Here is a 26072-nt window from a genome sequence, read left to right on the forward strand (position 1 = left end):
GGACGGGGCGGGAGGTCAGCCGGGCAGTGGTCCCGTGCCGCGCGCCGCGGGCCTCAGCTCCACGTGGGTGAAGTACTCGGTCGAGATGATCCGGTGACGGGCCTTCTCCGGGAGCCGGGACAGGATGCCGGGAAGGGGGCGCTCGCGGTCCACCTGGCTGCGGTGCGCGAGGATCGCCCGCCACTTCAGGTCGAGCCACGGGCGTACGTCCACCGTCGCGGTGACCATGTCGTCCGGCACGCTGAGCGCGGTCTTGCCCGCACGGGCCAGCAGGGCGCCGAGCTCCCCGACGCCCGAGTGCGGGTGGGTGGCCAGCCAGAGGGCGTCGGGCAGCCAGGGCGCTCCGGCCTCCGGGCAGAGGTGCGGGAGGCCTGCGGCCCGCACGGCGAGGGCGGTCACCCGGTGGGTGTGCCGGTGGTCGGGGTGGCCGGTCAGCCCGCCGTACGCGTCATGGGTGACGACCACTTCCGGCCGGAACTCCCTGATCTCGGCGACCAGTCGCGTGATTGCCTCGTCCAGCGGCACATCGGTCCAGCGGGGCCGCCTCGGCGCGGAGTCCGGGACGCGATGGTCGGCGTAACCGAGCATGCGCGGCGCGCCCGCGCCGAGCACGCGTAAGGCGTCGGCCAGTTCGGCGGCCCTGTCGCCGTCCGGCACCCAGGTCGCCGTGACGACACGCGTACGCGCGCCCGACCCGGCGTGCCGGGCGAGGACCCCGCCCGCGACCAGTGCCTCGTCGTCGGGGTGGGCGAACACGGCGAGCAGGGCCGCCCCTGGAGGGGGCACGGCTCAGAGTGAGCCCAGATCGGAGCTGAGCCAGCGCTGCGGACGCATGTGGATGACCACCTGCTCACCGTGCTCCTTCCACGCGAAGTCGACGTAGCCCTCGACCTTCTCGGCGGGGAGGTAGCGGGAGGACATCTCCACCAGCTGCTCACGGGTGGCGGGCAGGGTGGCGATGACCGGGCCCTCGACGGAGACGTAGCGGATGGTCGGCGTGAGGCGTTCCGCCATGAGGCTGAAGCGGCCCGCGGCGGCGATGGCCCGCCCCTTGCGGGAGTCGCGCCCCGTCATGATCCACAGGTCGCCGCCGGGTGCGTACTGGTACCAGATGGGCACGGTGAGCGGCGCCCGGTCCTCCTCGGGCGCGTCCACGGCCAGGGCGCCGATGTGCGGTTCGGCCAGGAACAGTTCACGCTCGGTGCGGGTCAAGGCCATGGCGGGCTCCTCGGATGATCGGGGGACGATGCCTCGAAGGCGCATTATGCAACGCTTGCCCCGGATAGGCGGTGGAGTCACACGCCCGCCGGGTCCGCCTGTTCCCGGCGCCGGGCCGGCAGGTGGAGACGCCTGGTGTTCAGCCGCTCGGGGGCGTCCGGCCATCCGGGAACCCGGCGTCGTCCAGGCGGGCGTACATCAGCATGTCCCGGCGGCGGCCCCCGATCTCCTGCCAGCCGCGCAGCAGGCCCTCGCGCTCGTAGCCGGCGCTCTCGGCGGTCCGGAGCGAGGCCGTGTTCCACGGTTCGACGAGGAGCTGGACCCTGGGGATGCGCAGATCGTGCAGGGCCCAGGTGGTGACCGTGCGCAGGGCCGCTCCCGCGACTCCCTGGCGGCGGGCGGTTCCGGTCATCCAGTAGGCGAGCGAGGCCCGGCCCTCGGCCGCGTCCCTGAGCCAGAGGCCGATGGAGCCGACCGGGCGCCGGTCGCGGGTGCGGGCGATGGCGAACGGGTATCCGGCGCCGGTCGCGGCCCGGTCCCACTGACGCCGTACGTAGGCCTGCGCCCCCTCGTCGGAGTACGGCGAGGGGACGGGGGTGATCAGAGGGATGTAGTCGTCCTTCGCCGCCTCGCGCAGGAGCGGCAGGTCGCTCATCTCCCAGGGGCGCAGGACGAAATCGGGTCCGGCGGTCATGCTGGGGACGGTCAGCGGTTGTGCCATGGGCGTCATCCTGCCGCCCGTCCCCTCCCGCACCCGCGCCCGACTCACCCGGCGGACGCCCGCTTGCCCGGCCTGCCGAGGAACGCCCCGGCCAGCAGGGCGCCCGCCAGCACCAGCGCCGAGTTGACGAGGACCGCCGCCGACACCCCCGACAGCACCGCGCCGGGCCCGGTCGCCGTGCCCATCCGCGCGGTGACGATCGCGCTCATGACCGGGATGCCCATCGTGATGCCGACCTGCTGGGTCATCGTGGCCAGGCCGGTCGCGAGCCCTTGCTCCTCGTCGGGAAGGCCCGAGGTGGCGGTGACCATGAAGCCCACGATCATCAGCATGTTGCCGACGCCGCCGACGAACGTCGCGGCCAGCAGCAGCGCGATCCAGCCGCCCGAGGTGCCGAGCGCCACCAGGGAGAGGGTGGCGGCGGCCTGGATGATGCCGCCGATGACGATGGTGCGCCGGTTGCCGAACCGGCCGACCGCCCGGCCGCCGAGCATGCCGCCCGCCACGGTGCCGATCCCGAGGACGCCGAAGGCGAGACCGGTCGCGAGGGGCGAGTAGCCCAGTACCTCCTGGAGGTAGAGCGTCAGCAGGAAGACCAGGGAGGTCTCGGTGACGAAGGCGATCAGCCCGGTGGCGTTGCCCCAGATGACGCTGCGGCGCCTGAGGATGTGTACGGGGACCAGCGGCGCGGCCGCCCGCTTCTCGACGAACCAGAAGCCCACCAGCAGTGCCGCGCCGGCCAGGAGCGCGGTCAGTGTGGTGGGCGTGGTCCAGCCGGACTCGCCCGCCTGCGTCAGCCCGTAGACCAGCAGGAGCAGGCCGCCGGTGACGGTCGCGGCGCCGGGCAGATCGAGCTTCGGGCGCTCGGCGGGCCGGGAGTCGCTGATCACGGACGGTGCGAGGGCGACGACGAGCGCGGCGACGGGGACGTTGACGAAGAAGGCCCAGCGCCAGGAGAGCAGATCGGTCAGCAGTCCGCCGAGGATCGCGCCCGCGGTGAAACCGGCGGACATCAGGGCGCCGTTGAGGCCGAGTGCGCGCTCGCGCAGCGGGCCCTCCTTGAACGCCGTGGTCAGCAGGGCCAGTCCGGCCGGGGTGACGGCCGCGGTCGCCAGGCCCTGGAGCACCCGCGCGGTGAGCAGGACCTCGGGCGAGGTGGCGAGCCCGCCGAGCACGGAGGAGAGGCCCAGGACGGCCATTCCGCCCATGAACAGGCGCTTACGGCCGACAAGATCGGCCACGCGCCCGAACAGCAGCGTGAACCCGGCCGCCGCGAGGGCGAAGGACGTGGCGATCCACTGGAGGTGGGCCAGGGTGAACCCGAGGCCCTCGCCGACGGCGGGCAGTGCGACGTTCAGGATGGAGAAGTCCACGGCGATCATGAACTGTGCGCCGAGGAGGAGGACGAGGACGAGCTTCTGACGGCCGGTCATGCGGACGACGGGCGCCCGAGGGGGCGCGGCGACGGGTGCCGTGCTGCTGGATGTGGACATGAGGTGCCCTTCCTGGAGTCCCACGAGGCTTAATGGATCTGCGGTTCCGTTAATATGTGCGTCACCGTAGCAGGAAATGGCCAACTAATGGAACTGGAGACCCGTTATGGCTGCTGAGGAAGCGGAGCCGGGCACCGTCCGGCCCGGCGGGCGCACCGCCCGGGTACGTGAGGCCGTGCTGCGCGCCGCCGGTGACGCACTGGTCGAGCAGGGCTTCGACGGGCTCGACCTGGCCGATGTCGCGCGCCGGGCCGAGGTCGGCAAGACGACGGTCTACCGGCGCTGGTCCACCACGGCGGGGCTGGTCGCCGATCTGCTTCACGACATGGCGGAGCAGTCCGTGCCGCGTACGGACACGGGCTCGCTGGACGAGGACCTCAGGGCCAACGCGCGGCTGGTCCTGCGCACGCTGACCGACCCGCGGCAGGGCCCCCTCTTCGCCGCCGTGATCGCGGCGGCCACCTGCGACGCCCGCACGGCCGAGGCCCTGCACCGCTTCTACGCGGTACGCGTCGAGGAGTGGGCCGGCTGTGTCACCGCCGCCGCCGAGCGGGGCGAGCTGCCGCCGGGCACCGACGCCCGGGAGGTGATCAGGGCGGTGTCGGCCCCTCTCTACTACCGGCTGCTGGCCAGCGGCGACCCCTTGGACGAGGCGGTCGCGGACCGTGCGGCCGAGGCGGCGGCGGTGGCGGCGAGGGCGGGTGCGTACGTGGTCCGATGAGGCCGCCGGACAGGGGCGCTTGACCTCTTGTGCACTCCAACTCGTAGCTTCTGCGCCCATGCGGACAGACACGCGGACAGACATGGACTGGCAGACGAGGCCATTGGGCCGCAGCGGGATCGGGACCGGGGCGCTCGGCCTCGGGTGCTGGGCGATCGGCGGGGAGTGGTCGACGCCCGACGGCAGCCCGCTCGGCTGGGGCAGGGTCGACGACGAGGAGTCGGTGGCCGCGATCCGCCGGGCGCTCGAACTGGGCGTGCGCTTCTTCGACACGGCGGACGTGTACGGGGCCGGGCACAGCGAACGCGTGCTGGGCAAGGCGCTCGCGGGCAGACGGGACGAGGTCCTCATCGCCACCAAGTGGGGCAACCTCTTCGACGAGCGGACCCGGACGATGGACGGGGCCGACCGCTCGCCGGGCTATGCCCGCGAGGCGCTCATCGCCTCCCTGCGCAGGCTGGGGACCGACCGGATCGACCTCTTCCAGCTGCATCTGGGCGATACCCCGCTCGACGAGGCGGCCGAACTGCGCGGGGCGTGCGAAGGGTTCGTGGCCGAAGGGCTGATCCGCGCCTACGGGTGGAGCACCGACGACCCGGAGCGCGCGGCGCTGTTCGCCGAGGGTGAGCACTGCGCGGCCGTCCAGCACGCCTGCAACGTGCTGGAGGACGCCCCCGGGATGCTCAGCCTGGGCGAGGAGCGGGGCCTGCTCGGCATCATCCGGAGCCCTCTGGCGATGGGCCTCCTCGCGGGCCCGCGCGGTGCGGACAGGCGGGCACGGGCCGGGGACATCCGGTCCGCCCCGCCCGCGTGGCTGCACTGGTTCGAGGCGGGCGGAGTGCCCTCGGCGCAGTGGGCGGCACGGGTCGAGGCGATCCGCGAGGTGCTGACGTCGGACGGCCGGACGCTCGCCCAGGGAGCCATCGGCTGGCTCTGGGCCCGCAGCGGCAGGACGGTGCCGATCCCCGGCTTCCGGACGGTCGCCCAGGTCGAGGAGAACGCGGGCGCCCTCGCCCACGGGCCGCTGAGCCCCGCTCTGCTGAAGGAGATCGCGGACCTCCTCGCGTAGGCGGGAGCGCCCCGGCACAACGCGCCGGAGCGCGGGCCGCCGGGAGCGAGGGCGGCCCGGAGCGAGGGCGGCCCGGGGCTCGGTGGGTCAGCCGATGCGGGTGCCCGTCCCGCTCACCCTGATCCGCGCGTCACCCGGGTGGAGCGTGACGGTGAGGGTGCCGGGGCGGCCCATGTCCTCACCCTGGTGCAGGGTGAGGACGGCGTCGTCCGGCACGAGCCCGAGCTCACGGGCGTACGCACCGAAGGCGGCTGCCGCGGCGCCCGTCGCCGGGTCCTCGACCACCCCGCCGACCGGGAACGGGTCACGGACGTGGAAGACGGCCGGGGACTCCCGCCATACCAGCTGAACGGTCGTCAGCTCCAGCCGGTGCATGAGCGCTTCCAGGCGGGCGAAGTCGTACGAGAGATCCGCGAGGCGTTCCCGGCTCGCGGCGGCCAGCACCAGATGGCGGGCGCCCGCGTAGGCGATCCGGGGTGGCACGGCCGGGTCCAGGTCGCCGGCCGGCCAGTCCAGGGCCGCCAGGGCCTCCGCCAGGTCACCGGCGGAGATGTCCTCGGAGTGCGGCTCGACGCTGGTGAGGGTGGCGCGGAGCTCGCCGCCCTCCAGGGTCACCGTGACGGGGACCGGCCCGGCGGCGGTGGTGAACAGCAGGTCGCCCGGGCCGTCGCGCTCGGCCAGCGCGACGGCGGTGGCGATGGTGGCGTGGCCGCAGAAGGGCACTTCGGCCTTCGGGCTGAAGTAGCGGACGGTGTATCCGCCCCGGCCGTCCGGCGCGGTGAGGAAGGCCGACTCGCTGTACCCGAGCTCGGCGGCGACGGCGAGCATCTCCGCGTCGTCGAACTCGGAGGCGTCCAGGACGACGCCTGCGGGGTTGCCGCCGGCCGGATCGGCGGAGAACGCGGTGTAGCGCAGGACCTCGGCGCTGGGGAGTGGACTCATGTCGCAGGTCAACCGGGAGACGGGCGATCGCATTCCCGACGGCGTCCGCAGGCGCGGTCCGGGGTCCTGACTCCCCGGACCACGCCCTCGGGCCTCTCCGCTCGGATCAATGCCGGCCTGATCCGGACGGAGCACCCTGGGCCCGCCCGCGTACCCCCCTGGCCGCGGCGGCCCGTTCACTGCGGTCGGTGAAAGACCTCGCGGTCGGTGAAAGACCTCGCGGTCGGTGAAAGACCTCGCGGTCGGTGGAAGACCTCGCGGTCGGTGAAAGACCTCGCGGTCGGTGGAAGACCTCGCGGCCGGTGGACGGCCCCGTGGTCAGGTCGAAGACCTCGCGGTCAGTGGCAGACCTTGACGCCGGTGCCCTTGCCCCACGAGCAGGAGTCCAGGAGCGAGCCGCTCGGCTTGATCAGCCGGGCCTTGTCCCCGGTGTTGTTCCAGACGTACGAGCCGCGGTTCCAGTACACGTGCGCAGCGGAGTTCGTGCCCTTGCCGGTGTGGACGCGGACCGTCTTGCCCGCCGCGACGGTGAAGCTCGGGAAGGTGTACGTGTAGCCGGTGTTGTCCTTCAGCTTGTAGCCCTTGAGCTGCAGCTTGGACTTCCCGTTGTTGTGGATGTCCACGTACTCGGCGACCAGGGACGTGTTCGTCCGCGTGTCCTTGCCGGGGCTGTCGTACTGGATCTTGCCGAGGTGCAGCCCGCCCTGATGGGAGGCCGCCGAGGCCGGAGCCGTGGCGAGGAGCGAGCCGGCCAGGGCGGTGGCGGCGGCCAGGGCGAGGGGCGCGGCGGTGCGTATGCGCATGCTTTGTGGTCCTTCTGTGTGCATCTGGTGAAGGTCAGCAGCATACGGGCAGCATGCGCTTGCCCGGGCCCAGCCCTGGAAATCGACAAAATCTGTCATTCCAGGGCCAGTTCCGGGCAAGCAAAAATAGAAAGGGATCAGCCTCGGCCCACGTACGGCATGTTCGTCGCCATCACCGTCGCGAACTGCACATTGGCCTCCAGCGGCAGCCCCGCCATGTGCAGCACCGTCCGGGCCACGTCCGCCGCCGCCATCACCGGCTCCGCGGCCACCTCACCGTTCGCCTGGAGAATTCCCGCGCTCATCCGCTCGGTCATGTCCGTCGCGGCGTTGCCGATGTCGATCTGCCCGCAGGCGATCCGGTAGGGCCGTCCGTCCAGCGACAGCGACTTCGTCAGGCCCGTCACCGCGTGCTTCGTCGCCGTGTAGGCGATCGAGTGCGGGCGCGGCGCGTGCGCGGAGACCGAGCCGTTGTTGATGATCCGGCCGCCCTGCGGGTCCTGCTCCTTCATCAGGCGGTACGCCGCCTGCGCGCACAGGAACGTGCCCGTCAGATTGACGTCCACGACCGTCCGCCAGTCCTCGTACGCGAGATCCTCGACCGGCACCGAACGGGGGCCGAACGTCCCCGCGTTGTTGAACAGCAGGTCGAGCCTGCCGAACCGGTCCCGTACGGCCCCGAAGAGCGCGGCCACTCCGTCCGGGTCGCCCACATCGGTGGGCAGGCACACCATCGCGCCCGGCCCGGCCCCCGCGGCCGTCTCCTCCAGCGCGTCGGCGCGCCGCCCCGCCAGGGCCACCGTCCAGCCCGCACTCGAAAGGGTGAGTGCGACGGCCCGGCCGATGCCCGATCCGGCACCCGTGACGACGGCGATTCTCTGCTCAGCGTTCATGGCCCGGCAGCGTAACGGGAGGTTTCGCGGCGGCCGGCACCCGGTGCTCATCGCACCGCCATAAGGATGTTGTGTACCCGCCAACGGTAGGTCGTCGACCGGCACTCCAATGCCTCTGACAACATCCGGCAGGGGAGGGGCATATGACACCCGCACAGATCGGCACGCCCGGACAGAGCGGCCATTCACCGGAGCTGCGCAGCGCGGCCCGGCAGCTCGGCTCCGGGGTCGGGCGCCGCCGCTTCCTCACCGTCACCGGTGCCGCCGCGGCCCTGGCCTTCGCCGTCAACCTGCCCGGCGCGGGCACGGCGGCCGCCGCCGAGCTCGACGCGCGGAAGATCACCGAGGACCCCTTCACCCTCGGGGTGGCCTCCGGCGACCCCCTGCCGTTCTCGGTGCTGCTCTGGACGAGACTCGCGCCCCGCCCGTACGAGGCCGACGGCGGGCTGCCCGCCGAGCGGGTCCAGGTCCGCTGGGAGATCGCCCGCGACGAACGCTTCCGGCGGATCGTCCGGCGCGGTTCCGCGACCGCGCACCCGGAGTTCGGCCACAGCGTCCACGTGGACGTGGACGGCCTCGACCCCGACCGGAACTTCTACTACCGCTTCCGCGCGGGCAGCTGGATCAGCCCCGCCGGCCGCACCCGCACGGCGCCCTCCCCCGGCGCGCGCAACAGCTCCCTGACCCTGGCGGCCGTCTCCTGCCAGGCGTACCACGACGGGTACTTCACCGCCTACCAGCACCTCGCGGCCGAGGACGTCGACGTGGTCTTCCACCTCGGCGACTACCTCTACGAGTACGCGGTCACCGCCGTCGGCGGCGCCCGCGCCTACACCGACCGCGTCCTGCCGGACCACTTCAACCGGGAGACGCTCACGCTGGAGGACTACCGCATGCGGTACGGCCTCTACAAGTCCGACCCCGACCTGCGCGCCGCCCACGCCGCGCACCCCTTCGTCGTCACCTGGGACGACCACGAGACGGAGAACAACTACGCGGGCGACACCCCGGAGAACAGCGTCCCGCCGGAGGAGTTCCTGCTCCGCAGGGCCGCCGCCTACCGGGCGTACTGGGAGAACCAGCCGCTCCGCACCCCGCAGCGCCCCACCGGCCCCGACATGCGCCTCTACCGGCGGCTGCGGTTCGGCCGGCTCGCGCAGTTCGACATCCTCGACACCCGCCAGTACCGCAGCAACCAGGCCTACGGCGACGGCTGGAAGGTCCCCGGACCGGAGTCCGAGGACCCGGCGCGCACCATGACGGGCGCCGCCCAGGAGCGCTGGCTGCTCGACGGCTGGAAGACCTCGTCCGCCCGCTGGAACGTCGTGCCGCAGCAGGTCACCTTCGCCCAGCGGCGCGACGTACCGACCGACGCCTACAAGCTGTCCATGGACTCGTGGGACGGCTACCCCGCCTCCCGGCAGCGGATCATGGACGGCGCGGAGGCCGCCGGGATCGAGAACCTGATGGTCCTCACCGGGGACGTGCACGTCGGCTACGGCTTCGACCTGAAGAAGGACTTCGACGACCCGGCCTCACGGACCGTCGGCACCGAGATCGTGGCCACCTCGATCGCCAGCGGCAAGGACGGCTCCGACAAGCCGGCCAGCTGGAACAACCAGATGCAGGCCAACCCGCACATGAAGTTCTACAACGGACGCCGCGGCTACGCCCTCGTCACGCTCGGCACCGAGCAGGCGCGCGCCGACTTCCGCACGGTCCCCGCGGTCACCACGCCCGGTGCCCCCGTCTCCACGGCCGGCTCCTTCGTGACCGAGGCCGGGAACCCGGGGCTGACCCCCGCGTAACCCGGCCCCGCCCGGAGTCAGGCCCGCTCGTCCGCCGGATAGCGGACGCCGATCCGGTCCCGTACCGCGTCGAGCGTCCGCATCACGGCGAGGGAGCCCTCCAGCGGCACCAGCGGGGACTCCTTGTCGCCCGCCAGGAGCGCGCGGTTCACCTCGGCGGCCTCGTACTGCATGCCCGAGAGGCCCTGCGGGCCCGGCCCCGAGGTGATCGTCTCGGGCTCGTGACCCGGCCGGTGCAGGATGAAGTGCTCCGGGAAGAAGAAGCCCTGCGGGAAGTCGATCCGCCCCTTCGTGCCGGTGACCGAGGCGGTGGTCTGCATGTCCCCGACGATGGAGCAGGCCAGCAGGGCGGTGGCACCGGACTCCCAGCCCAGCAGGATGCCGGTGTTCAGGTCGGCGCCCTCGGGGGAGAGCAGCGCGTCGGCCTGCACCCGGTCCGGCTCGCCCAGCAGCAGCTGAGCGAACGACACCGGGTAGACCCCGAGGTCCAGCAGCGCGCCGCCGCCCAGCGCGGGATCACGCAGCCGGTGGTCGGCCCCGAAGGTGCCCGCGAAGCCGAAGTCGGCCTGGACCGTGCGGATCTCGCCGATCACGCCGTCCCGCACCATCTCCGTCATCCGGCGGATGAGCGGATTGCAGTACGTCCACATGGCTTCCATCAGGAACAGTCCGCGCTCGCGGGCGAGGTCCACCAGCTCCCGCGCCTCACGCGCGTTGATGGTGAACGCCTTCTCGCACAGCACGTGCTTGCCGGCCTCCAGCGCGAGCCCGGCCGCCTCGCGGTGAGCGGAGTGCGGGGTGGCGATGTACACGACGTCGACGGTGTCGTCGGCGACGAGCTCCGCCCAGCTGCCGTACGCCCGCTCGATCCCGAACCGCTCGGCGAACGCCTTGGCCGACGCCTCGGTGCGGGAGGCGACCGCCACGACCTCGGCGCCGGAGTCCTTCATCGCCAGCAGATCCGCCGTGAACGTCGCGGCTATGCCGCCCGTCGCCAGTACACCCCAACGCACAGTCCCGCTCATGCCCGCCCGCTCTCACAGAAAAAGGTATCGACCACTACGACTGACCTGAGAGCATAGATGCGGATTCAACGAAGCGGAGAAGAGGATGCCGGACAACGGCGCGAGCCGGGCCCAGCAAGAGCACGAGCACATACCGACGAGCAGCAGGAGCGCCGCATCCGGCGCCCCGGCCACCGCCACCCCCACCGCAGTGGGTGCCCCGGCCGCCTCCATGACCACCGCGCCAGGCGCCACCCCCACCACCGCGGGTGCGCAGGCCGCCTCCATGAACACCGCACCGGGCCTCCCGGCCACCGCCACCGCACGGCGGGCCGGAATTCTCGTCACCCTGGTGCTGGGCGGGCTCACCGCACTGCCGCCCCTTTCGATGGACATGTACCTCCCGGCGCTTCCGGAGGTCACCGACTCCCTGCACGCACCGGCGTCCACCGTCCAGCTCACGCTGACCGCCTGCCTCACCGGCATGGCGCTCGGCCAGCTCGTCGTCGGACCCATGAGCGACCGATGGGGCCGGCGCACGCCGCTGCTCCTCGGCATGATCGTCTACGTGATCGCCACCGCGATCTGCGCCGTCGCCCCGACCGCGGAACTCCTCATCGGCTTCCGCCTCCTCCAGGGCCTGGCCGGTGCGGCCGGCATCGTGATCTCCCGGGCCGTCGTACGCGATCTCTACGACGGCGACGAGATGGCGCGCTTCTTCTCCACCCTGATGCTGATCTCGGGGGTCGCCCCCGTCATCGCGCCCGTGATCGGCGGTCAGGTGCTCCAGTTCACCGACTGGCGGGGCATCTTCGTCGTCCTGACCGTGATCGGGGTGCTGCTGACGCTCGTCGTCTGGAAGTGGCTCCACGAGACGCTGCCCGTGTCCCAGCGGCACACCGGCGGCATCGGCGACGCGCTGCGCACCATGCGCGGGCTGCTGGCCGACCGGGTGTTCACCGGATACATGATCGCGGGCAGCCTCGCCTTCGCCGCGCTCTTCGCCTATGTGAGCGCGTCCCCGTTCGTCGTCCAGGAGATCTACGGGGCCTCGCCGCAGACCTTCAGCCTGCTCTTCGGGATCAACTCCGTCGGGCTGATCGCCGTCGGCCAGATCAACGGCAAGCTGCTCGTCGGCCGGGTCAGCCTGGACAAGGCGCTCGGCTTCGGACTGGCCGTCATCTCCGTCGCCGCGGTGGCCCTGCTGCTGATGACCTCCGGGGTCTTCGGCGAGGTCGGCCTGCTGCCGGTCGCCGCCGGTCTGTTCGTGCTCATGTCCGCCATGGGCCTGGCGATGCCCAACACCAACACCCAGGCCCTGATGCGCACCAGGCACGCGGCGGGCTCCGCCTCCGCGCTGCTCGGCACGTCCCAGTTCCTGATCGGCGCCATCGCCTCGCCCCTGGTCGGGATCGCCGGTGAGAAGACCGCCGTCCCGATGGCCGTGGTGCAGGTCGTCTGCGCCCTCGCGTCGATGGCGTGCTTCCTGCTGCTGTGCAGGCCGTGGCGGAGTACGGCCGGGACGCGGAAGCCGGCCGAGGGCTGAGCGGCGTACCGGCGGGCCGGGCCGGGCCGTGGCCTCACGGCCCGGCCCGCTCCGTTGCGCCCGGTGTGTTCCACCGGCCAGACTGCGGCGATGAGCGCCGAAGAGGAACTGCCGTTGACCGGAGGGAACGTCAGCGAAGGCATCGTCCGGGCCGGTGACACCGTCCGCCGCCCCGCCGGGCCGTGGACACCGGCGGTGCACGCGCTGCTCACCCATCTCCACGAGGCAGGCTTCCGGGCCGCTCCCCGCCCCCTCGGCATCGACGACCGGGGCCGGGAGGTCCTGACCTTCGTGCCGGGCGAGGTGATCTGGCCGGACCGGTTCGCCCTGGTGGACCCGTCGTCCGGGCTGGCACGTGTCGCGCGTACGATCCGGGACTTCCACGACGCCGTGGCCGGATTCACGCCTCCGCCGGACGCCCGGTGGAACGCGCTCGTGCCGGCGGACGGAGCCGACATCATCGCCCACCACGACCTGGCCCCGTGGAACCTCGTCGCCGACGGCGACCAGGGATGGGCCTTCATCGACTGGGACAACGCGGCCCCCGGCACACGCCTCTGGGACCTGGCCTACGCCGCACGGGGCTTCGTGCCCCTGTCCGGGCACCCCCACTGGCAGCGCACCGACGCCCCGGAACGGCTGCGCCTCTTCGTCGACGCGTACGGCCTCGACGAGACCGGGCGGCGCGCTCTGGTGCCCCTGCTCGGCCGCCGTACGCGCGCCATGCACGACTTCCTCCGCGACCAGGCCGCCGAGGGCAACGAGCCCTGGGCGAGGCACTGGGCTGAGGGCCACGGGGACGCGTGGCGGAGCGACGCCGAGTACGTCGAGCAGCGCGAGGACAGCTGGCTCTGGGCCCTGCTCGACGGCTGAGCGGGCACCAGGCCCGCCGGAAGCCGACGGGCGGCCGGAGTCCCGCGGCCCCGGCGGGATCAGCCCACGCGCGGATAGCCCAGCAGGTGCAGCCGGTCCTTGCGGTCCGTCCAGCGGAAGACACCGATGCCGGACGTCTCCGCCTCCGGCAGCCGGGTGTTCGGCGGCAGCGCGTCGACGCTCCAGGTCGTGAAGCTCATCGAGACGGGGCCGACCCCGCCGTCCAGCGCCTCCGCCGCGTCCCGCGCGGTCGTCGCGCCGTACGCCGTGCCCCCGTCGGTCACCGAGGCGAGCGTCAGCAGCGCCGTGCCGCCCTCGTCCTCGAAGCAGAACCCCTTCTTCGCCTCCAGGTCGAACGCCAGGTTCCCCGCCACCAGATATCCGCCCGACGGGGAGACGACGGCCTGCGGATAGCGCCCGGGCTCTATGGCCGGGGTGTGGCACTCCACCGAGACGACCGGCTTTCCGCTCGCCGAGTCGTGCACCGTCCACAGCTGGTGGGTGGCGGCCCGCTTCGCGCCCTTGGCCGGCTGCCACTTCGCCAGGACCAGCCCCGGTGCCACGGACGTCGGCACCCCCGAGAGGGGATCGGCGCCCTTCGGGGCGTTCTGTCTGCTGAACCAGCCGCCCCGCACCCAGAATTCGCGTACCCCGCTCAGCAGCAGCCCCTTCGCCGTCTGGCCGCGCACCTCGGTGAGCTGCTTGCAGGCGGTGCAGCCCTTCGGGTACGCGACCGAGGACGCGGCGATCTCCGAGACCTCGCCGCTGACCGGGTCCACGACCGCGCTGTCCGCCCGGCCGCCGCTGATCAGGATGCCCGGCCCGGTCGCCGTGACGGCCGGCGCGCCGGTCCACGGCACCTCGACGCGCCGCCGCTCGCCGTCCACCGCGTCGTACACGTCGAGCGAGACGGAGGTCCTGGCGGGGTCGAGCCCGTCGCCCGCCTTCCCGTGGGACCAGGTCACGAAGAACTCCTGGCCGTCCTTGGCGACCGTGAGCAGCTTCGGGAAGTGCCCCGGGTCCGCCGGCCGCCAGGCGTCACCGCTCCAGTCGGCCCGGCCCGTCTCCGTGTCGAGGGTCCGCAGCCGGTACCGGTCGTCGGACGCGCGCACCAGATAGGCCAGCCGGCCCGTCGTGTTCGAGAGGGCGTAGTCGGGACCGGCGCCGACGATCTCCCAGCCGCGCTTCGTCGTGTAGGCGGGCGGGACCGTCAGCTGTGTCGCGGGACCGGTGCTCTTCCTCGCGGGCTTCTTCTCCGGCTCGTCGTCCTCGGAGCCGCCGCCACCGCCCCCGCAGGTGGCCAGCAGCAGGAGCAGGGCCAGGACGAGCACTCCGCCCACCAGGGTCAGGCGCACGATCCTCTGTCTCATGGTCCCCCCGATGAACCGGTCCCCGGGCCGTCCCCCGACGCGGCGGCGATCAGCGTAGCAACGGGCCCGGGGCGAAGAGCAGTTCGGTTCCGTACCCGTTCCGTCCCGATGGTGTGCCGGACCACCGGACTGCGGAGCGGGGTCGCGCTGCGCCTACAATTCGGCGGTGAACGCCACCCTCCCCACCGCGGAAGCCCTGCGCGCGGCGCTGGCCGGCCTGCTCGACGGGCTGCCCCCGAAGCAGGCCGCGCAGGCCGTCGAGCGGCTGATCGCCAGCTACCGCGGGACCACTCCCACCGACGCCCCGGTCCTGCGGGACCGCTCGGACGTCGCCGCGTACGCCGCGTACCGGATGCCCGCCACGTTCGAGGCCGTACGCTCCTGCCTCGCCGCACTCCGCGAGGCCGCGCCGGACTGGACGCCCGCCACGCACACCGACATCGGGGGCGGCACCGGCGCGGCGAGCTGGGCGGTCGCCGGGGCCTGGGAGGGGCCGCGCACCACTGTCCTGGACTGGGCCGAACCCGCCCTCGCGCTCGGCCGTGAACTGGCCGAGGCCTCCGGCCTCCCCGGGCTGCGGGCCGCCGCCTGGGAACGGGCGCGGATCGGCGGGGAGCTGGAGCTCGCGCCCACGGACCTGGTGACCGTGTCGTACGTCCTCAAGGAGCTCAGGCCCGAGGACCGGGGCGCGCTGGTGGACGCCGCAGCGGACGCCGCGCAGGCCGTGGTGATCGTGGAACCGGGCACCCCCGACGGCTACGAGCGCGTCATCGAGGCCCGTGACCGGTTGATCGCCGCCGGGATGAGCGTCGCGGCACCCTGCCCGCACGACGGCGCCTGCCCCATCGAACGGGGCAAGGACTGGTGCCACTTCTCGGCCCGGGTCAGCCGCTCGTCCCTGCACCGCCAGGTCAAGGGCGGCTCGCTCAGCCACGAGGACGAGAAGTTCAGCTACGTCGTGGCGACCCGCTTCGCCACCGCTCCCGCCGCCGCCAGGGTCGTCCGCAGGCCCCAGATCCGCAAGGGCCAGGTGCTGCTGGAGCTCTGCACCCGCGACGACGGCCTGGAGCGCGCCACGGTCACCAAGCGGCACGGCGAGCTGTACCGCGCCGCCCGGGACACCGCGTGGGGCGACGCCTGGCCGCCCCAGGAGAGCTGAGGCGTCCCGCGCAGCGCCCGGGGGCCCGGTGCGGGCTTGTGGCAGGATCGCGGGATGCTGCGACTCACCGATTTCATCATCGACTGCCCGGACACGATGAAACTCGCCGCCTTCTACTCCGAGGTGACGGGCCGTCCGGTCAAGGACGGCAGCTCCGAGGACTGGGCCGGCATCCGGTTCGGCGAGATCGAGCTGGCCTTCATCCGGGTGGACGACTACCGCGCCCCGCAGTGGCCCGACACCGAGCACCCCAAGCAGTTCCACCTCGACTTCGAGGTGGACGAGATCGAGCCCGAGCAGCGCCGCGTCCTCGGCCTCGGCGCGACGCTGCGGAAGGACTTCATCGGTCCCAACGGCTACGGCTGGCGGGTCTACACGGACCCGGTCGGCCACCCCTTCTGCCTGTGCCGCAACAAGGGAGTCGTCTGGACCGACCAGGGCCCGGTCTGGCCAGGCCGCGACTGATCAGGCCCGGTCCGGCCCGGGCGCGACTGATCGGGGCCCGGTCCGGCCCGGGAAGGCCTGATCAGGCCCGCAGCTCCTGGGTGCAGCACTTCACGCTGCCGCCGCCCTTGAGCAGCTCGCCCAGATCCATCGGGACCGGCTCGAAGCCCCGGTCCCGCAGCGGATCGAAGAGCCCCGTGGCGGCCTGCGGGAGCAGCACATGGCGCCCGTCGCTGACCGCGTTGAGACCGAGCCGGGCGGCGTCCGCCTCCTCGGCCAGCAGTGCGTCGGGGAAGAGCCGGGCCAGCACGGAGCGGCTGCCGGGGGAGAAGGCCCCGGGGTAGTACATGATCTCGTCGGCCGCGTCGTCGAGCACGCACAGCGCCGTGTCCAGGTGGTAGTAGCGCGGGTCCACCAGGTCGAGGCCGATCACCGGGCGCCCGAAGAACTCCTGCGCCTCGTCGTGGGAGAGCGGGCTGGAGCGGAAGCCGCGCCCGGCCAGGAGGTACGAGGCGGTCACGGCGAAGTCACCCTCGCCCTCGTTGACATGGGCCGGCTCGTGGATCTCGGTGTAGCCGTGGTCCCGGAACCACTCCCGGTGCGCCTCGGCCTCCGCGTACCTCTCGCGGTAGGCGAAGAGCGCGCCGAGCACCCGGCCGTCGATCACGGTGGCCCCGTTGGCGGCGAACACCATGTCGGGCAGGTCGGGGCGGGGGGTGAGGAGCTCCACGGTGTGGCCGAGCGAACGGTAGCGGTCGCGCAGGTCCTCCCACTGGGTGGTGGCGAGCGGCAGGTCCACGGGCTTGGACGGGTCCATCCACGGGTTGATGGAGTACGTGACCTGGAAGTGGGCCGGGGCGCACATCAGGTAGCGACGAGGGGTGGCGTCACGGGTCAATGCAGGCTCCTCACGAACGGCGGCCCGGGCCGCGGCACGGTGGGATGCGCACGGGGTGTGTGCGTGTGTTCATGGTGCGCCGCGCCGGGCGGTTGCGCTGTGATCCGTTCGGGTGGTTCCCGGCGGCCCCGGAGGACGCCGACAAGACGATACGTATCGGACCGTGAGCCTCTAGGCTGGCCGGATGTCACCTCACAAGGCTCCCGACTCCAGCCGCCGCAGCGACAGGTCCCGCCGCGCGATCCACGACGCCGCGCTCGCACTCGTCGGCGAGGTGGGCTACACGAGGACGACGATCGAGGGTATCGCCGCCCGGGCGGGGGTCGGGAAGCAGACGATCTACCGCTGGTGGCCATCGAAGGCGGCCGTGCTCATGGAGGCGTTCCTCGACATGAGCGCCCGGCGGTCGGCGGAGGCGGCGGAGGCCGCCGGGGGCGGGGGAGAGGCGGCGTACGCGATTCCCGACACCGGCGATCTGGCCGCCGACCTCAAGCTGGTCCTGCGCGCCACGGTCGACGAGCTGAACGACCCCGCGATGGAGGCGCCCACCCGGGCGCTGACCGCCGAAGGCATCATCGATCCGCCACTCGGGGCGCAATTCGTGGAGAACCTGCTCGAACCGCAGCTTCAGTTGTATGTCACACGGCTGCGTGCCGCGCAGGAGGCCGGAGAGGTCCGTGAGGACATCGATCCGCGCGTCGCGCTGGAGCTCCTGATCGCCCCGCTCACCCACCGCTGGCTGCTGAGAACGCTTCCGCTGACCCACGCATACGCGGACTCCGTCGTCGATCACGCCCTGCGCGGACTGCTGCCCCGGCCCTGAGGGCGAAAGCCGATTTCATGACATTCCGTACGTCCGTGACGACCTCTGCGCAACCGCCCGGGCACCCCGCTTGGGAACTCTGGCCACCCGAGGAGCAGGATGGTGGGACCATGGAGAGGAAACCGCTGAGGTGAGGGGATAGATGGGCGCCGATTCCGGCCGCTATCGCGGCACAGAGGGCAGGATTTCCCAGTGGCTGCGCAGGCGGCCCAAACCGCAGCCGGAGGCCGACGAAGCGGCCCGGCTGGGGCTGCTCCTGGCCGTCGCCGAGGCAGGAATGCCGATCTCACCGGCCGCGCACCCCTCCGGATACCGATGTTCGTGCGAACGCATCGGATGCCCCACCCCCGCGCGGCACCCCGTCTCCTTCGCCTGGCAGACGCAGTCCACGACGGACCGCGCCCAGATCGAGCGCTGGGCGGCCGGCCAGCCGCTGGCCAACTTCATCACCGCCACGGGCATGGTCCACGACGTCCTCGACGTCCCCCTCGCCGCCGGGCAGGCAGCCCTGGAGCGGCTCACCGCCGCCGGTATCGACGTGGGCCCCGTCGCGCAGTCCGGCAGCGACCGGATGCTCTTCTTCACCGCCACCCGCGGCACCCCCGACGACGAGGACGAGTGGTGGCCGTGCGAGCTGGACTGCCACCCCGAGACCATGGACGAGCATCCCGGAATGCGCTGGCACTGCCGGGGCAGCTACGTCCTCCTGCCGCCCTCGCGGCTCCCCGGTGAGCTGGACGTCCGCTGGATCCGCGGCCCCGAGCACCCGCTGCCCGACCCGCTGACCCTGCTGGAGACGCTCACCGACGCCTGCGCGCAGTACGCCGACACGGCCGACGAGAGCGACCTCCGCCACGATTCGGTGGCCTGGCCGCTCAGCCGCTGAGGCGGTCCGCCGGGTCAGGAGCCCCGCGCCCACCCGGCCGGGCAGCCTGCTCAGGAGCCCTGCGCCTGCTCAGGAGCGCTGCGCCTGCTCAGGAGCCCTGCGCCGCCACCAGGCCGGGCAGCCGGTTCAGGACGCGTGCCTTGCCGTCCGCGTCCCCCGCGCCCTTCTTCGGCACGTAGACCAACTGGCTGGAGACCCGCTCCTTGGTGAGGGTGTTCTTCACCTCGCCGGTGAGCAGCGCCCGCACGTCCGCCGTGACCGTGGGCCGCAGCCCCTGCGCCGCCGTCTGCCGCTCGAAGTGCCTGCTGCTGAAGAAGACCAGCGCCCCGCCGTCCTCCGTCGTCAGGCCCAGCGGCGCGAACGTCCCGGAGTTCAGCGGCTGGTCGTCGAACTGGTAGGAGAAGCCGGCCCTGCGGGTGTTCTTCCGCGCGTCCCGCCAGCCCGACGTCGTCGCCCCCGGGGCGAAGACGTCCGGCGTGCCCTCCTTCAGATAGGCGGTGTACGTCGCGCTCAGATCCGCCGGAGGGGTGGCCAGCGCGGCGTCCGTGTCCGCCGACGGCACGGGCTGCGCCGAACCGTCCGTGTCCTTGCGGAACTTCGGTACGTCGGACGGGGCCACGACCGCCAGATAGGCGGCCTTCCACGGCGCGTCCGGCCCGGTGCGCACGAACGCCAGCAGCCATCGGGTGTCCTGCTTCCCGCCGTCCTGGTCGCGGTTGGAGTCGGTGTCCGCCAGGAACCAGCGGGGCCAGCCCGCCTTCCGGGGAATGGTGTACGAGGCGTCGGTCAGCTCCAGCGGCTTGTGCGCCGCGTTGCCCTCCGGACTCGTCTTCTGCCGGGCGGCGAGACCGGCCTGGTTGATCGCGCCGAGCGCACCGGTCACCCGGTCCGCGTCCAGCGCCGGATCGTACGCCTTGTCCGCCTTGTTGTACGCGGCGGTGAAGTCCGCCAGGGCCTGCGCGGCCTCGGACTTCGTCGCTCCCGGCACGACCTCCAGTTCGCCGTGCACCGTCACGCAGCCGCTCGCCGTCACGCTCAGTACCGTCGCCGTCGCGAGCCCCGCCGCCAGTCGACCCAGCCTTCTCATCCGTTGCCTTCTGCGCCCGTAGATCCGTCATCCGCACTGACCGCCTGAACCCTACCGGGGCGGGGCCGACCGTGAGCGCGGGGCCGGGATACAGGCCCCAACCGTGACGCGGGCAACGGCAGTCCGGCGCCGGTGCCGGCTCAGGAGGCGCGGCGCGGCACGACCAGCGGCACCCCGGTCCGGGGATGCGGGAACACCTCGACGGGCTGCCTGTACACCTCGCCGAGCAGCGCGTCCGTGAACACCTCGGCGGGCGGCCCGGCGACCGCGACCCTGCCCCCGTGCAGCACGACGGCCCGGTCCGCGTAAGCCGCCGCCAGCCCCAGGTCGTGCAGCACCACGACCACCGCGTCCCCGGCCGCGGCCCGTTCGCGGCAGATCCGCAGGACCAGTTCCTGATGGCGCAGGTCCAGCGCGGCCGTCGGCTCGTCGAGCAGCAGCAGGGGGGCGCGCTGCGCCAGCACCCGGGCGAGGGCGACCCTGGCGCGTTCGCCGCCGGACAGTGCGGAGAACGGACGGGCGGCGAACCCGGTGACCTCCGTCGCCGCCATCGCCGCCGCGACCGCGTCGTCGTCCTCGTCCTGCCGGACCGTCCCCGCCCAGGGCGCGCGTCCCATCCGTACGACCTCCTCGACGGGAAAGGGGAAGGCGAGCGCGGCGGACTGCGGCAGCACCGCCCGGCGCAGGGCCAGTTCGGCGGCGGACCAGCCGGTGGCCGGCCGGCCGTCGATGCGCACCTCACCGCTGTCGGCGGGCTGGTCCGCGGCCAGCGCCGCCAGCAGGGTCGACTTCCCGGCACCGTTCGGCCCGACGAGGGCCAGCACCTCGCCCGCCCGGACGGACAGCTCGACGGAGTCCAGCACCGGCCGCCCGCCCAGCCGGACGCCGAGCCCGGCCGCCTCCGCCGCCGGGGAGCCGACGGCCACGGGAGAGGGCAGCTCCCGGCCGCGCGACGCGAGCAGTGCCTTGAACGGGTTCATGCCCAACCACCTTGCCTACGACGGGTCCTGCGCAGCAGCCAGAAGAAGAAGGGACTGCCGAACAGGGCGGTCAGCACCCCGAGCGGGAGCTCGGCGGGAACGGCGACGGTGCGGGCGGCCAGGTCGCCCGCCACCAGCACCAGCGCACCGCCGAGCGCGCTGCCCGGGACGAGGAAGCGGTGCCCCGGGCCGTTCGCCATCCGCAGCAGATGCGGGACGAGCAGTCCCACGAAGGAGATGATCCCCGCGACGGCCACCGCCGCTGCGGTCAGCAGCGCCACGACGAGGACGAGCACGATCCGCAGCCGCTCGACGTCGACGCCCAGATGCCGGGCGGGCCGCTCGCCGAGCGCGAGCAGGTCCAGCTTCTTGGCGTAGAAGGGGGCGACGAGCAGTCCGAGCACCGCGCACGGCAGCACGGCGAGGACCTTCGGCCAGGTCGCCTGGGAGAGCGAACCCAGCTGCCAGAAGGTGATCTGGGTGATCTGCGCGTTGTCGGCGAAGAAGATGAACAGGCCGATCAGGGCGCCCGCGAAGGCGTTGACGGCGATACCGGTGAGGATCAGCGTCACCACCTCGGTCCGCCCGCCCGAACGTGAGAGCACGTACACCAGCAGGACCGTGAAGAGCCCGGAGACGAACGCACAGACGGTGATCGTCCAGTTGCCGAAGAAGTTCAGCCCGAGCGCGATCGAGGCGACCGCGCCGACCGCCGCGCCCGAGGAGATCCCGATGACCCCGGGCTCGGCCAGCGGATTGCCGAACACGCCCTGCATCAGGGCCCCCGCGCAGCCGAGGGAGGCCCCGACGAGCAGTGCGAGGACGACCCTCGGCAGCCGGACGTTCCACAGGACGCTCTCGGCGACCCGGTCCAGCGACTGCCCGCCGAGGCCGACGCGGTGCTGGACGGAGGAGAGGACGTCGCCGAGCGGGATGCTGTACGCGCCGAGCCCCGCTGAGAGCAGACAGCCGACGAGCAGCGCGGCGGACAGGGCGAGGGCGAGGACGAACGGCCTGCCGCGCCGGGCCGAGGGGTTCGCCGTCTCCGTCCTCTTCCCGGTCTCCGCCTTCTTCGCGGCGGAGTCCTCGTACGAGGCGGTCGTCACTTGCCGTCCTCGCCTTCCGGGTAGAGCTGTTCCACCAGTTCGGCCAGCACCCGGTCGGTGCGGGGCCCGTAGTTCAGGAGCACCCCGTCGTCGATGGAGACGACCCGGCGGTCCATCCCGGCGGGCGTCTCGGCGACACCGGGAATCTTCACCAGGCCGTCGACGCCGCCCACCGATGCGAGGCCCTTCGTCATCACGAGGATCGCGTCGGGTGCCGCCTCGGCGAGCGCCTCGCTGGTGATGGCGGTGAAGTCCTTCGTCAGCCCGGATGCCTTGCCCGCGTCGACGGCGCCCGCCGCTTCGAGCAGGGAACTCGCCCCGGACTCCCGGCCGCCCAGCAGATAGACGGAGGCCGTGCCGCGTAGATAGAGGAACGCGACACGGGGTCCGCCGTCCTCGCTGCGCGCGGGAATCGTCTTCCGTACGGCGGCGATCCGATCGTCCGTACGCGCCACGAGCTCGTCGCCCGCCGGCTCCACGCCGAGTGCCGTCGCCACGGTGGCGATCCTGCGGCCCACGTCGGCGAGCTCCTTGGCCGGTTCGACGACGACGAGCGGGATGCCCGCGTCACGGATCTGGCCGATGGCCTCGGCGGGCCCCGTCGTGGTGTCCGCGAGGACGACCGTCGGCCGCAGCGAGAGTACGCCCTCGGCCGAGACGTCATGAGCACGGGTCACCACGGGAAGCTTCTCGGCCTGTTCGAAGGTGGCCGTGATGTCGCGGGCCACCACCTGCTCGCCGAGCCCGAGCGTGAACACGATCTCGCTGAGCGATCCGGTGAGCGGAACGATCCGGTCCGCAGAGGTGACGGTGACCTCCGTGCCGTCGGCCGAGTCCACGGTGACGGGCAGCTCCGGTGTGGGCACGGTGGCCAGGGGCTCGACGGCGTCGGCCGCGGGAGAGGCGGAACCGGCCGCAACGGGCCTGCCCGCGCCGGAGGTTCCCGTACCGCCGCAACCGGTGAGGGCCGCGGCCAGCACCACCACCGCGGTCAGGGCGCCGAACCGGCCGGCGCGCCGTCGGGCGGCTCTTCGGCCCGCCGCGGCGGAGTACTTGGGCAAACGCACGGGTGCACCGTCCTGAGGTGTTACGGGGGGGCGGAGTGACGGAGGGGTTCCGGCAGACGCTGGAGTGATATTAGGTTAGCCTTACCTCACTTTCTAGCCCTGGAGGGCCCCCATGCAGTCGTCCCCATCCGCCCGCGCGCTCTGTGTCGCGCTGTTCGCGGTGCTGCTCGGAGCGCTGCTCCCGGCCACCGCCGCGCAGGCGGCGGGCCGCACGGTGCAGGGCGGCAGGCTGGACTGGGGCATCAAGTCCTCCTTCCAGAGCTATGTCACCGGGTCCATCGCGCACGGGAGTTGGAGCCTCAACGGAGGAGCCGCGACGGTCGGCGGAAGCCAGTTCCGCTTCCACTCCGCCACCGGCTCCTACGACCCGGCGAACGGCGCCTTCACGGCCGGGTTCTCGGGCGGGGTCCACTTCGTCGGCCACCGGCAGGACGACGGGACCAACCAGCTCGACCTGACCATCAGCCGCCCCACCGTCCGGATATCCGGCGGCGCGGGGACCCTCTACGCCGACATGGTCAGCAAGGAGCGGGGCAGCGGCCGGGTCACCAGGTCGTCCCAGGTGCCCCTGGCCACCCTCGGTCTCTCCGGGATCGACATGAGGGGCGGCTCCACGCCCGTCGCCCTCACCAACATCCCGGCGACGCTGACGTCGCAGGGCGCGAGCGCCTTCGCCGGTTACTACGCGGCCGGGACGCCCCTGGACCCGGTCAGCCTCTCCGTGGACACCGAGGCCCCCGCCGCCGCGAAGCAGCCGTCCAGGTCCGCCGAGCCCTCGCCCTCCGCCACGAAGAAGAAGGAGAGCGCGGGACGCTTCGAGGACGCCGCCGTCGACTGGGGGGTGCGCCGCACCTTCCGGGAGTACGTCACCGGCTCCATCGGCCGGGGGAAGTGGACCCTGTCCGGCGGTGCCCAGGACGGCGGAGCCCTCTTCCGCTTCCCGCAGGGCAAGGGCACGTACGACGCCGCGAAGAGGAAGCTGGACGCCACCTTCGCGGGCAGCGTGCGCTTCACCGGGGCCGACGGTCTCGACCTGGAACTCGCGGGGTTCGCCGCGCGGGTGGCCTCCGGCAAGGGCACGCTTTTGGCGGACGTCACCAGTGGCGGCACCATCGACAAGGGCGTCCCGCTCGTCACCTTCGCCGCGAAGGACTTCACCCTCGAGGACGGCCTCGCCGTCCTCACCGAGGCCCCCGCGACCCTGACCGCCGACGGCGCCAAGGCCTTCGGCTCCCTCTACAAGGCGGGGACCGCGATGGACCCCGTCTCCCTCGCCGTCGCCGTCGACGCGAGGGCGGAACTCCCCGCGCTGCCCGACCTGGGCAGCGAGGCCGAGCCGTCCGCCGCGCCCGCGACCACGGCCGCCGGGACCCCGGCCGCCCAGCCGGCGGCGGAGTCCGGCTCCCTCACCCCGTACGCCGTCGGGGGCGGGGCCGCGCTGATCGCGGCCTGCGCCGCCGTGCTCCACGCCGCCCGCAGGCGCCGCGGGGCACGGAACGCCTGACCAACCCCCCCTCTTCCCTCCCATCACTTACGCGCACCAGGAGTCATTGCCATGGCAGCCACCCGCCGCCCCATAGCCCTCGCCGCAGCCGTCGCCACCGCGGCCGCTCTCGGCGCGACCCTCGCCCTTCCCGCGTTCGCGGCCGACGGCACGACTGCCGCGGCCCCGGCCGCCACCATGGAGCTGACGGACGGCACGCTCGACTGGGGCTTCAAGGAGTCCTTCCGCAGATACATCGGCGGTGCGGGGACGATCACCGTCAAGGACGGTGCCACCCAGGCGGCCGGCAACGGCGTCTTCACCTTCGGTAACGGCGAGGGCACCTACGACACCACCACGCACGGCACCGACACCGCCTTCGACGGCAGCGTCAACTTCAACGCCCACGGCGGTGTCCTCGACATCACCCTCTCCGACGTCAAGGTCTCCACGAGCGGCACCACCGGTGCCATCACCGTCGACCTGAAGACCCCGCAGGGGACCGAGGACGACGTAGCGTTCGCCGAGCTCGACCTGTCGGGCGTCAGGCCCGGCCAGGGCGACGGCGGCGCCATGGTCTTCAAGGACATTCCCTCGAAGCTGACGAAGGCCGGATCGGCGGCCTTCAACGGGATGTACGCGGAGGGCGAGGCGCTCGACCCGGCCACCCTGTCGGTCAAGGCGGTCACGACGCCCCCGACCGAGGAGCCCACGAAGGAGCCGACCAAGGAGCCCACCGAGGAGCCCACGAAGGAGCCGACCAAGGAGCCCACCGAGGAGCCGACGGCCACGCCGACGGAGAAGCCCACCACGCCGGCCTCCCCGAGCCCCTCCGCCTCGGCCACCACCCCGGCCGCCGAGCAGGGCGAGCTCGTCGACGGCACTCTGGACTGGGGCGTCAAGGAGTCCTTCCGTACGTACGTCACCGGCCCGATCGCGAACGGCAAGGTCGAGACGACGGGCGGTGCCACCGCGTCGGCTGCGGGCTACCACTTCCCCGACGCGACCGGCGGCTTCGACGCCGACGAGCAGACGCTGGACGCCGAGTTCGAGGGCACGGTCCGCTTCCTGGGCCACAAGGAGGGCGACGCCTACACGCTCGACCTCTCCCTGACCGGGCTGGAGGTCCGGGTGGAGAACGGCGCGGGCACCCTGGTCGCCGACGTCTCCAGCAAGGACCGCGAGACCAAGAAGGTCACCGAGTACACCGACCTCGCCCTCGCCGACCTCAAGCTCCCCAGCGGTGAACTCGCCGCGAAGGACGGTGTGGTGACCCTCTCCGCCGTCCCGGCCACGCTGACCGCCGAGGGCACGAAGGCGTTCGGCGGCATGTACACCAAGGGCACCGCGCTCGACGCGCTGACCGTCTCCGTCGCCCTCGACGAGGACGCCGAACTCCCGGGCGCCACGGGCGGCACCGGCGGCAGCGGCTCCACGGGCTCCACGACCGGCGGCAGCGGCTCCACCGGCGCCACCGTCGGCGGGACCGTGGGCGGCTCGGCCTCCCTGGCCTCCACGGGTGCCGGCCTCCCGGCAGGAGCGCTGATCGCGGCCTCCGGCGTAGTGGTCGCCGCCGGCGCCGGCGCGGTGATCGCGGCGCGCCGCCGTCGTACCGCCTGATCCCTCCGCTCCCTCCGCCCCGTCCCCGGGCCGCACCGGCAGATTCGACTCCGGTGCG

The 26072-nt window shown here is 72.8% G+C and carries 23 protein-coding genes and 4 pseudogenes; 12 read left to right on the forward strand and 15 right to left on the reverse strand.

Features of this window, described 5'->3' with window-relative positions:
• Positions 1-15: 15 nt before the first annotated feature.
• The 4 genes from ACWCQM_RS13525 to ACWCQM_RS13540 form a co-directional block, all read right to left on the reverse strand.
• Complete coding sequence (locus tag ACWCQM_RS13525; protein ID WP_450915444.1) at positions 16-786, reverse strand: PIG-L deacetylase family protein; 771 nt, start codon at positions 784-786, stop codon at positions 16-18.
• Between the two features lie 3 nt (positions 787-789).
• Entirely contained in the window at positions 790-1218 is a 429-nt protein-coding gene (locus tag ACWCQM_RS13530) for a pyridoxamine 5'-phosphate oxidase family protein (protein ID WP_450915445.1), read from the reverse strand.
• 139 nt (positions 1219-1357) lie between these two features.
• Complete coding sequence (locus ACWCQM_RS13535; RefSeq protein ID WP_450915446.1) at positions 1358-1939, reverse strand: GNAT family N-acetyltransferase; 582 nt, start codon at positions 1937-1939, stop codon at positions 1358-1360.
• A gap of 44 nt (positions 1940-1983) precedes the next feature.
• Positions 1984-3432, reverse strand: a complete 1449-nt coding sequence (locus ACWCQM_RS13540; RefSeq protein ID WP_450915447.1) for an MFS transporter — start codon at positions 3430-3432, stop codon at positions 1984-1986.
• A 106-nt stretch (positions 3433-3538) separates the two neighbouring features.
• Here ACWCQM_RS13540 and ACWCQM_RS13545 point away from each other — a divergent pair, with 106 nt between their 5' ends.
• Both ACWCQM_RS13545 and ACWCQM_RS13550 read left to right on the forward strand, forming a co-directional pair.
• Positions 3539-4153, forward strand: coding sequence for a TetR/AcrR family transcriptional regulator (locus tag ACWCQM_RS13545; protein ID WP_450915448.1), 615 nt, complete (start codon positions 3539-3541; stop codon positions 4151-4153).
• Positions 4154-4235: 82 nt separating this feature from the next.
• Complete coding sequence (locus ACWCQM_RS13550) at positions 4236-5222, forward strand: aldo/keto reductase (protein ID WP_450915449.1); 987 nt, start codon at positions 4236-4238, stop codon at positions 5220-5222.
• Positions 5223-5309: 87 nt separating this feature from the next.
• On the opposite strand, the gene ACWCQM_RS13555 is transcribed toward ACWCQM_RS13550, so the two are convergent.
• The 3 genes from ACWCQM_RS13555 to ACWCQM_RS13565 form a co-directional block, all read right to left on the reverse strand.
• Positions 5310-6164: a PhzF family phenazine biosynthesis protein gene (locus tag ACWCQM_RS13555; protein WP_450915450.1), complete on the reverse strand. Its 855-nt coding sequence runs from the start codon at positions 6162-6164 to the stop codon at positions 5310-5312.
• A 338-nt stretch (positions 6165-6502) separates the two neighbouring features.
• Complete coding sequence (locus tag ACWCQM_RS13560; RefSeq protein ID WP_450915451.1) at positions 6503-6967, reverse strand: lamin tail domain-containing protein; 465 nt, start codon at positions 6965-6967, stop codon at positions 6503-6505.
• Between the two features lie 137 nt (positions 6968-7104).
• Positions 7105-7860: an SDR family oxidoreductase gene (locus tag ACWCQM_RS13565; protein ID WP_450915452.1), complete on the reverse strand. Its 756-nt coding sequence runs from the start codon at positions 7858-7860 to the stop codon at positions 7105-7107.
• Between the two features lie 143 nt (positions 7861-8003).
• Between ACWCQM_RS13565 and ACWCQM_RS13570 the strand changes: the two genes are divergently transcribed.
• On the forward strand, positions 8004-9668 hold the full coding sequence (locus tag ACWCQM_RS13570) for an alkaline phosphatase D family protein (RefSeq protein WP_450915453.1): 1665 nt from the start codon (positions 8004-8006) through the stop codon (positions 9666-9668).
• Between the two features lie 17 nt (positions 9669-9685).
• On the opposite strand, the gene ACWCQM_RS13575 is transcribed toward ACWCQM_RS13570, so the two are convergent.
• Positions 9686-10693: a Gfo/Idh/MocA family protein gene (locus tag ACWCQM_RS13575; protein ID WP_450915454.1), complete on the reverse strand. Its 1008-nt coding sequence runs from the start codon at positions 10691-10693 to the stop codon at positions 9686-9688.
• An 85-nt stretch (positions 10694-10778) separates the two neighbouring features.
• On the opposite strand from ACWCQM_RS13575, the gene ACWCQM_RS13580 reads away from it, so the two are divergent.
• Together ACWCQM_RS13580 and ACWCQM_RS13585 are read left to right on the forward strand one after the other, a co-directional pair.
• On the forward strand, positions 10779-12218 hold the full coding sequence (locus tag ACWCQM_RS13580; protein WP_450915455.1) for a Bcr/CflA family multidrug efflux MFS transporter: 1440 nt from the start codon (positions 10779-10781) through the stop codon (positions 12216-12218).
• Positions 12219-12308: 90 nt separating this feature from the next.
• Positions 12309-13091 (forward strand): phosphotransferase enzyme family protein, encoded by a 783-nt coding sequence (locus ACWCQM_RS13585; RefSeq protein WP_450915456.1) that lies wholly within the window; start codon positions 12309-12311, stop codon positions 13089-13091.
• Between the two features lie 59 nt (positions 13092-13150).
• Here ACWCQM_RS13585 and ACWCQM_RS13590 read toward each other — a convergent pair whose 3' ends face one another.
• Positions 13151-14461: a hypothetical protein gene (locus ACWCQM_RS13590; protein ID WP_450915457.1), complete on the reverse strand. Its 1311-nt coding sequence runs from the start codon at positions 14459-14461 to the stop codon at positions 13151-13153.
• Between the two features lie 166 nt (positions 14462-14627).
• On the opposite strand from ACWCQM_RS13590, the gene ACWCQM_RS13595 reads away from it, so the two are divergent.
• Entirely contained in the window at positions 14628-15620 is a 993-nt protein-coding gene (locus ACWCQM_RS13595; RefSeq protein WP_450915458.1) for a small ribosomal subunit Rsm22 family protein, read from the forward strand.
• A gap of 54 nt (positions 15621-15674) precedes the next feature.
• Positions 15675-16085 (forward strand): VOC family protein, encoded by a 411-nt coding sequence (locus ACWCQM_RS13600; RefSeq protein ID WP_450915459.1) that lies wholly within the window; start codon positions 15675-15677, stop codon positions 16083-16085.
• A 61-nt stretch (positions 16086-16146) separates the two neighbouring features.
• On the opposite strand, the pseudogene ddaH reads toward ACWCQM_RS13600, so the two are convergent.
• Positions 16147-16983, reverse strand: a pseudogene (ddaH, locus tag ACWCQM_RS13605) (dimethylargininase); the annotation flags it as partial.
• Between the two features lie 163 nt (positions 16984-17146).
• Here ddaH and ACWCQM_RS13610 point away from each other — a divergent pair.
• Both ACWCQM_RS13610 and ACWCQM_RS13615 read left to right on the forward strand, forming a co-directional pair.
• The gene (locus tag ACWCQM_RS13610) at positions 17147-17785 is read left to right on the forward strand and encodes a TetR/AcrR family transcriptional regulator (RefSeq protein WP_450915460.1); all 639 of its coding nucleotides are present in this window, start codon (positions 17147-17149) and stop codon (positions 17783-17785) included.
• 142 nt (positions 17786-17927) lie between these two features.
• Positions 17928-18671 (forward strand): bifunctional DNA primase/polymerase, encoded by a 744-nt coding sequence (locus tag ACWCQM_RS13615; protein WP_450915461.1) that lies wholly within the window; start codon positions 17928-17930, stop codon positions 18669-18671.
• Between the two features lie 88 nt (positions 18672-18759).
• Here the strand turns inward: ACWCQM_RS13615 and ACWCQM_RS13620 are convergent, their stop codons facing one another.
• From ACWCQM_RS13620 to ACWCQM_RS13635, 4 genes are all read right to left on the reverse strand, one after another.
• Positions 18760-19758 carry a hypothetical protein gene (locus tag ACWCQM_RS13620; RefSeq protein ID WP_450915462.1) on the reverse strand — a complete coding sequence of 333 codons (999 nt, stop codon included), beginning with the start codon at positions 19756-19758 and terminating at the stop codon, positions 18760-18762.
• Positions 19759-19898: 140 nt separating this feature from the next.
• Entirely contained in the window at positions 19899-20738 is an 840-nt protein-coding gene (locus ACWCQM_RS13625) for a heme ABC transporter ATP-binding protein (RefSeq protein WP_450915463.1), read from the reverse strand.
• Positions 20735-21844, reverse strand: coding sequence for a FecCD family ABC transporter permease (locus ACWCQM_RS13630; RefSeq protein ID WP_450915464.1), 1110 nt, complete (start codon positions 21842-21844; stop codon positions 20735-20737). Before ACWCQM_RS13630 ends, ACWCQM_RS13625 begins: the two co-directional genes overlap by 4 nt.
• Positions 21841-22911 carry a heme/hemin ABC transporter substrate-binding protein gene (locus tag ACWCQM_RS13635; protein WP_450915465.1) on the reverse strand — a complete coding sequence of 357 codons (1071 nt, stop codon included), beginning with the start codon at positions 22909-22911 and terminating at the stop codon, positions 21841-21843. Before ACWCQM_RS13635 ends, ACWCQM_RS13630 begins: the two co-directional genes overlap by 4 nt.
• A gap of 112 nt (positions 22912-23023) precedes the next feature.
• Here ACWCQM_RS13635 and ACWCQM_RS13640 point away from each other — a divergent pair, with 112 nt between their 5' ends.
• Positions 23024-24415: an HtaA domain-containing protein gene (locus tag ACWCQM_RS13640; protein ID WP_450915466.1), complete on the forward strand. Its 1392-nt coding sequence runs from the start codon at positions 23024-23026 to the stop codon at positions 24413-24415.
• 177 nt (positions 24416-24592) lie between these two features.
• Positions 24593-25009, forward strand: a pseudogene (locus ACWCQM_RS13645) (HtaA domain-containing protein); the annotation flags it as partial.
• A 119-nt stretch (positions 25010-25128) separates the two neighbouring features.
• Here the strand turns inward: ACWCQM_RS13645 and ACWCQM_RS13650 are convergent.
• Positions 25129-25365, reverse strand: a pseudogene (locus ACWCQM_RS13650) (hypothetical protein); the annotation flags it as partial.
• Between ACWCQM_RS13650 and ACWCQM_RS13655 the strand changes: the two are divergent.
• Positions 25331-26014, forward strand: a pseudogene (locus tag ACWCQM_RS13655) (HtaA domain-containing protein); the annotation flags it as partial. The pseudogenes ACWCQM_RS13650 and ACWCQM_RS13655 overlap by 35 nt on opposite strands.
• Positions 26015-26072 lie beyond the last annotated feature (58 nt).

It is taken from the genome of Streptomyces sp. NPDC002125 (genome assembly GCF_053593715.1).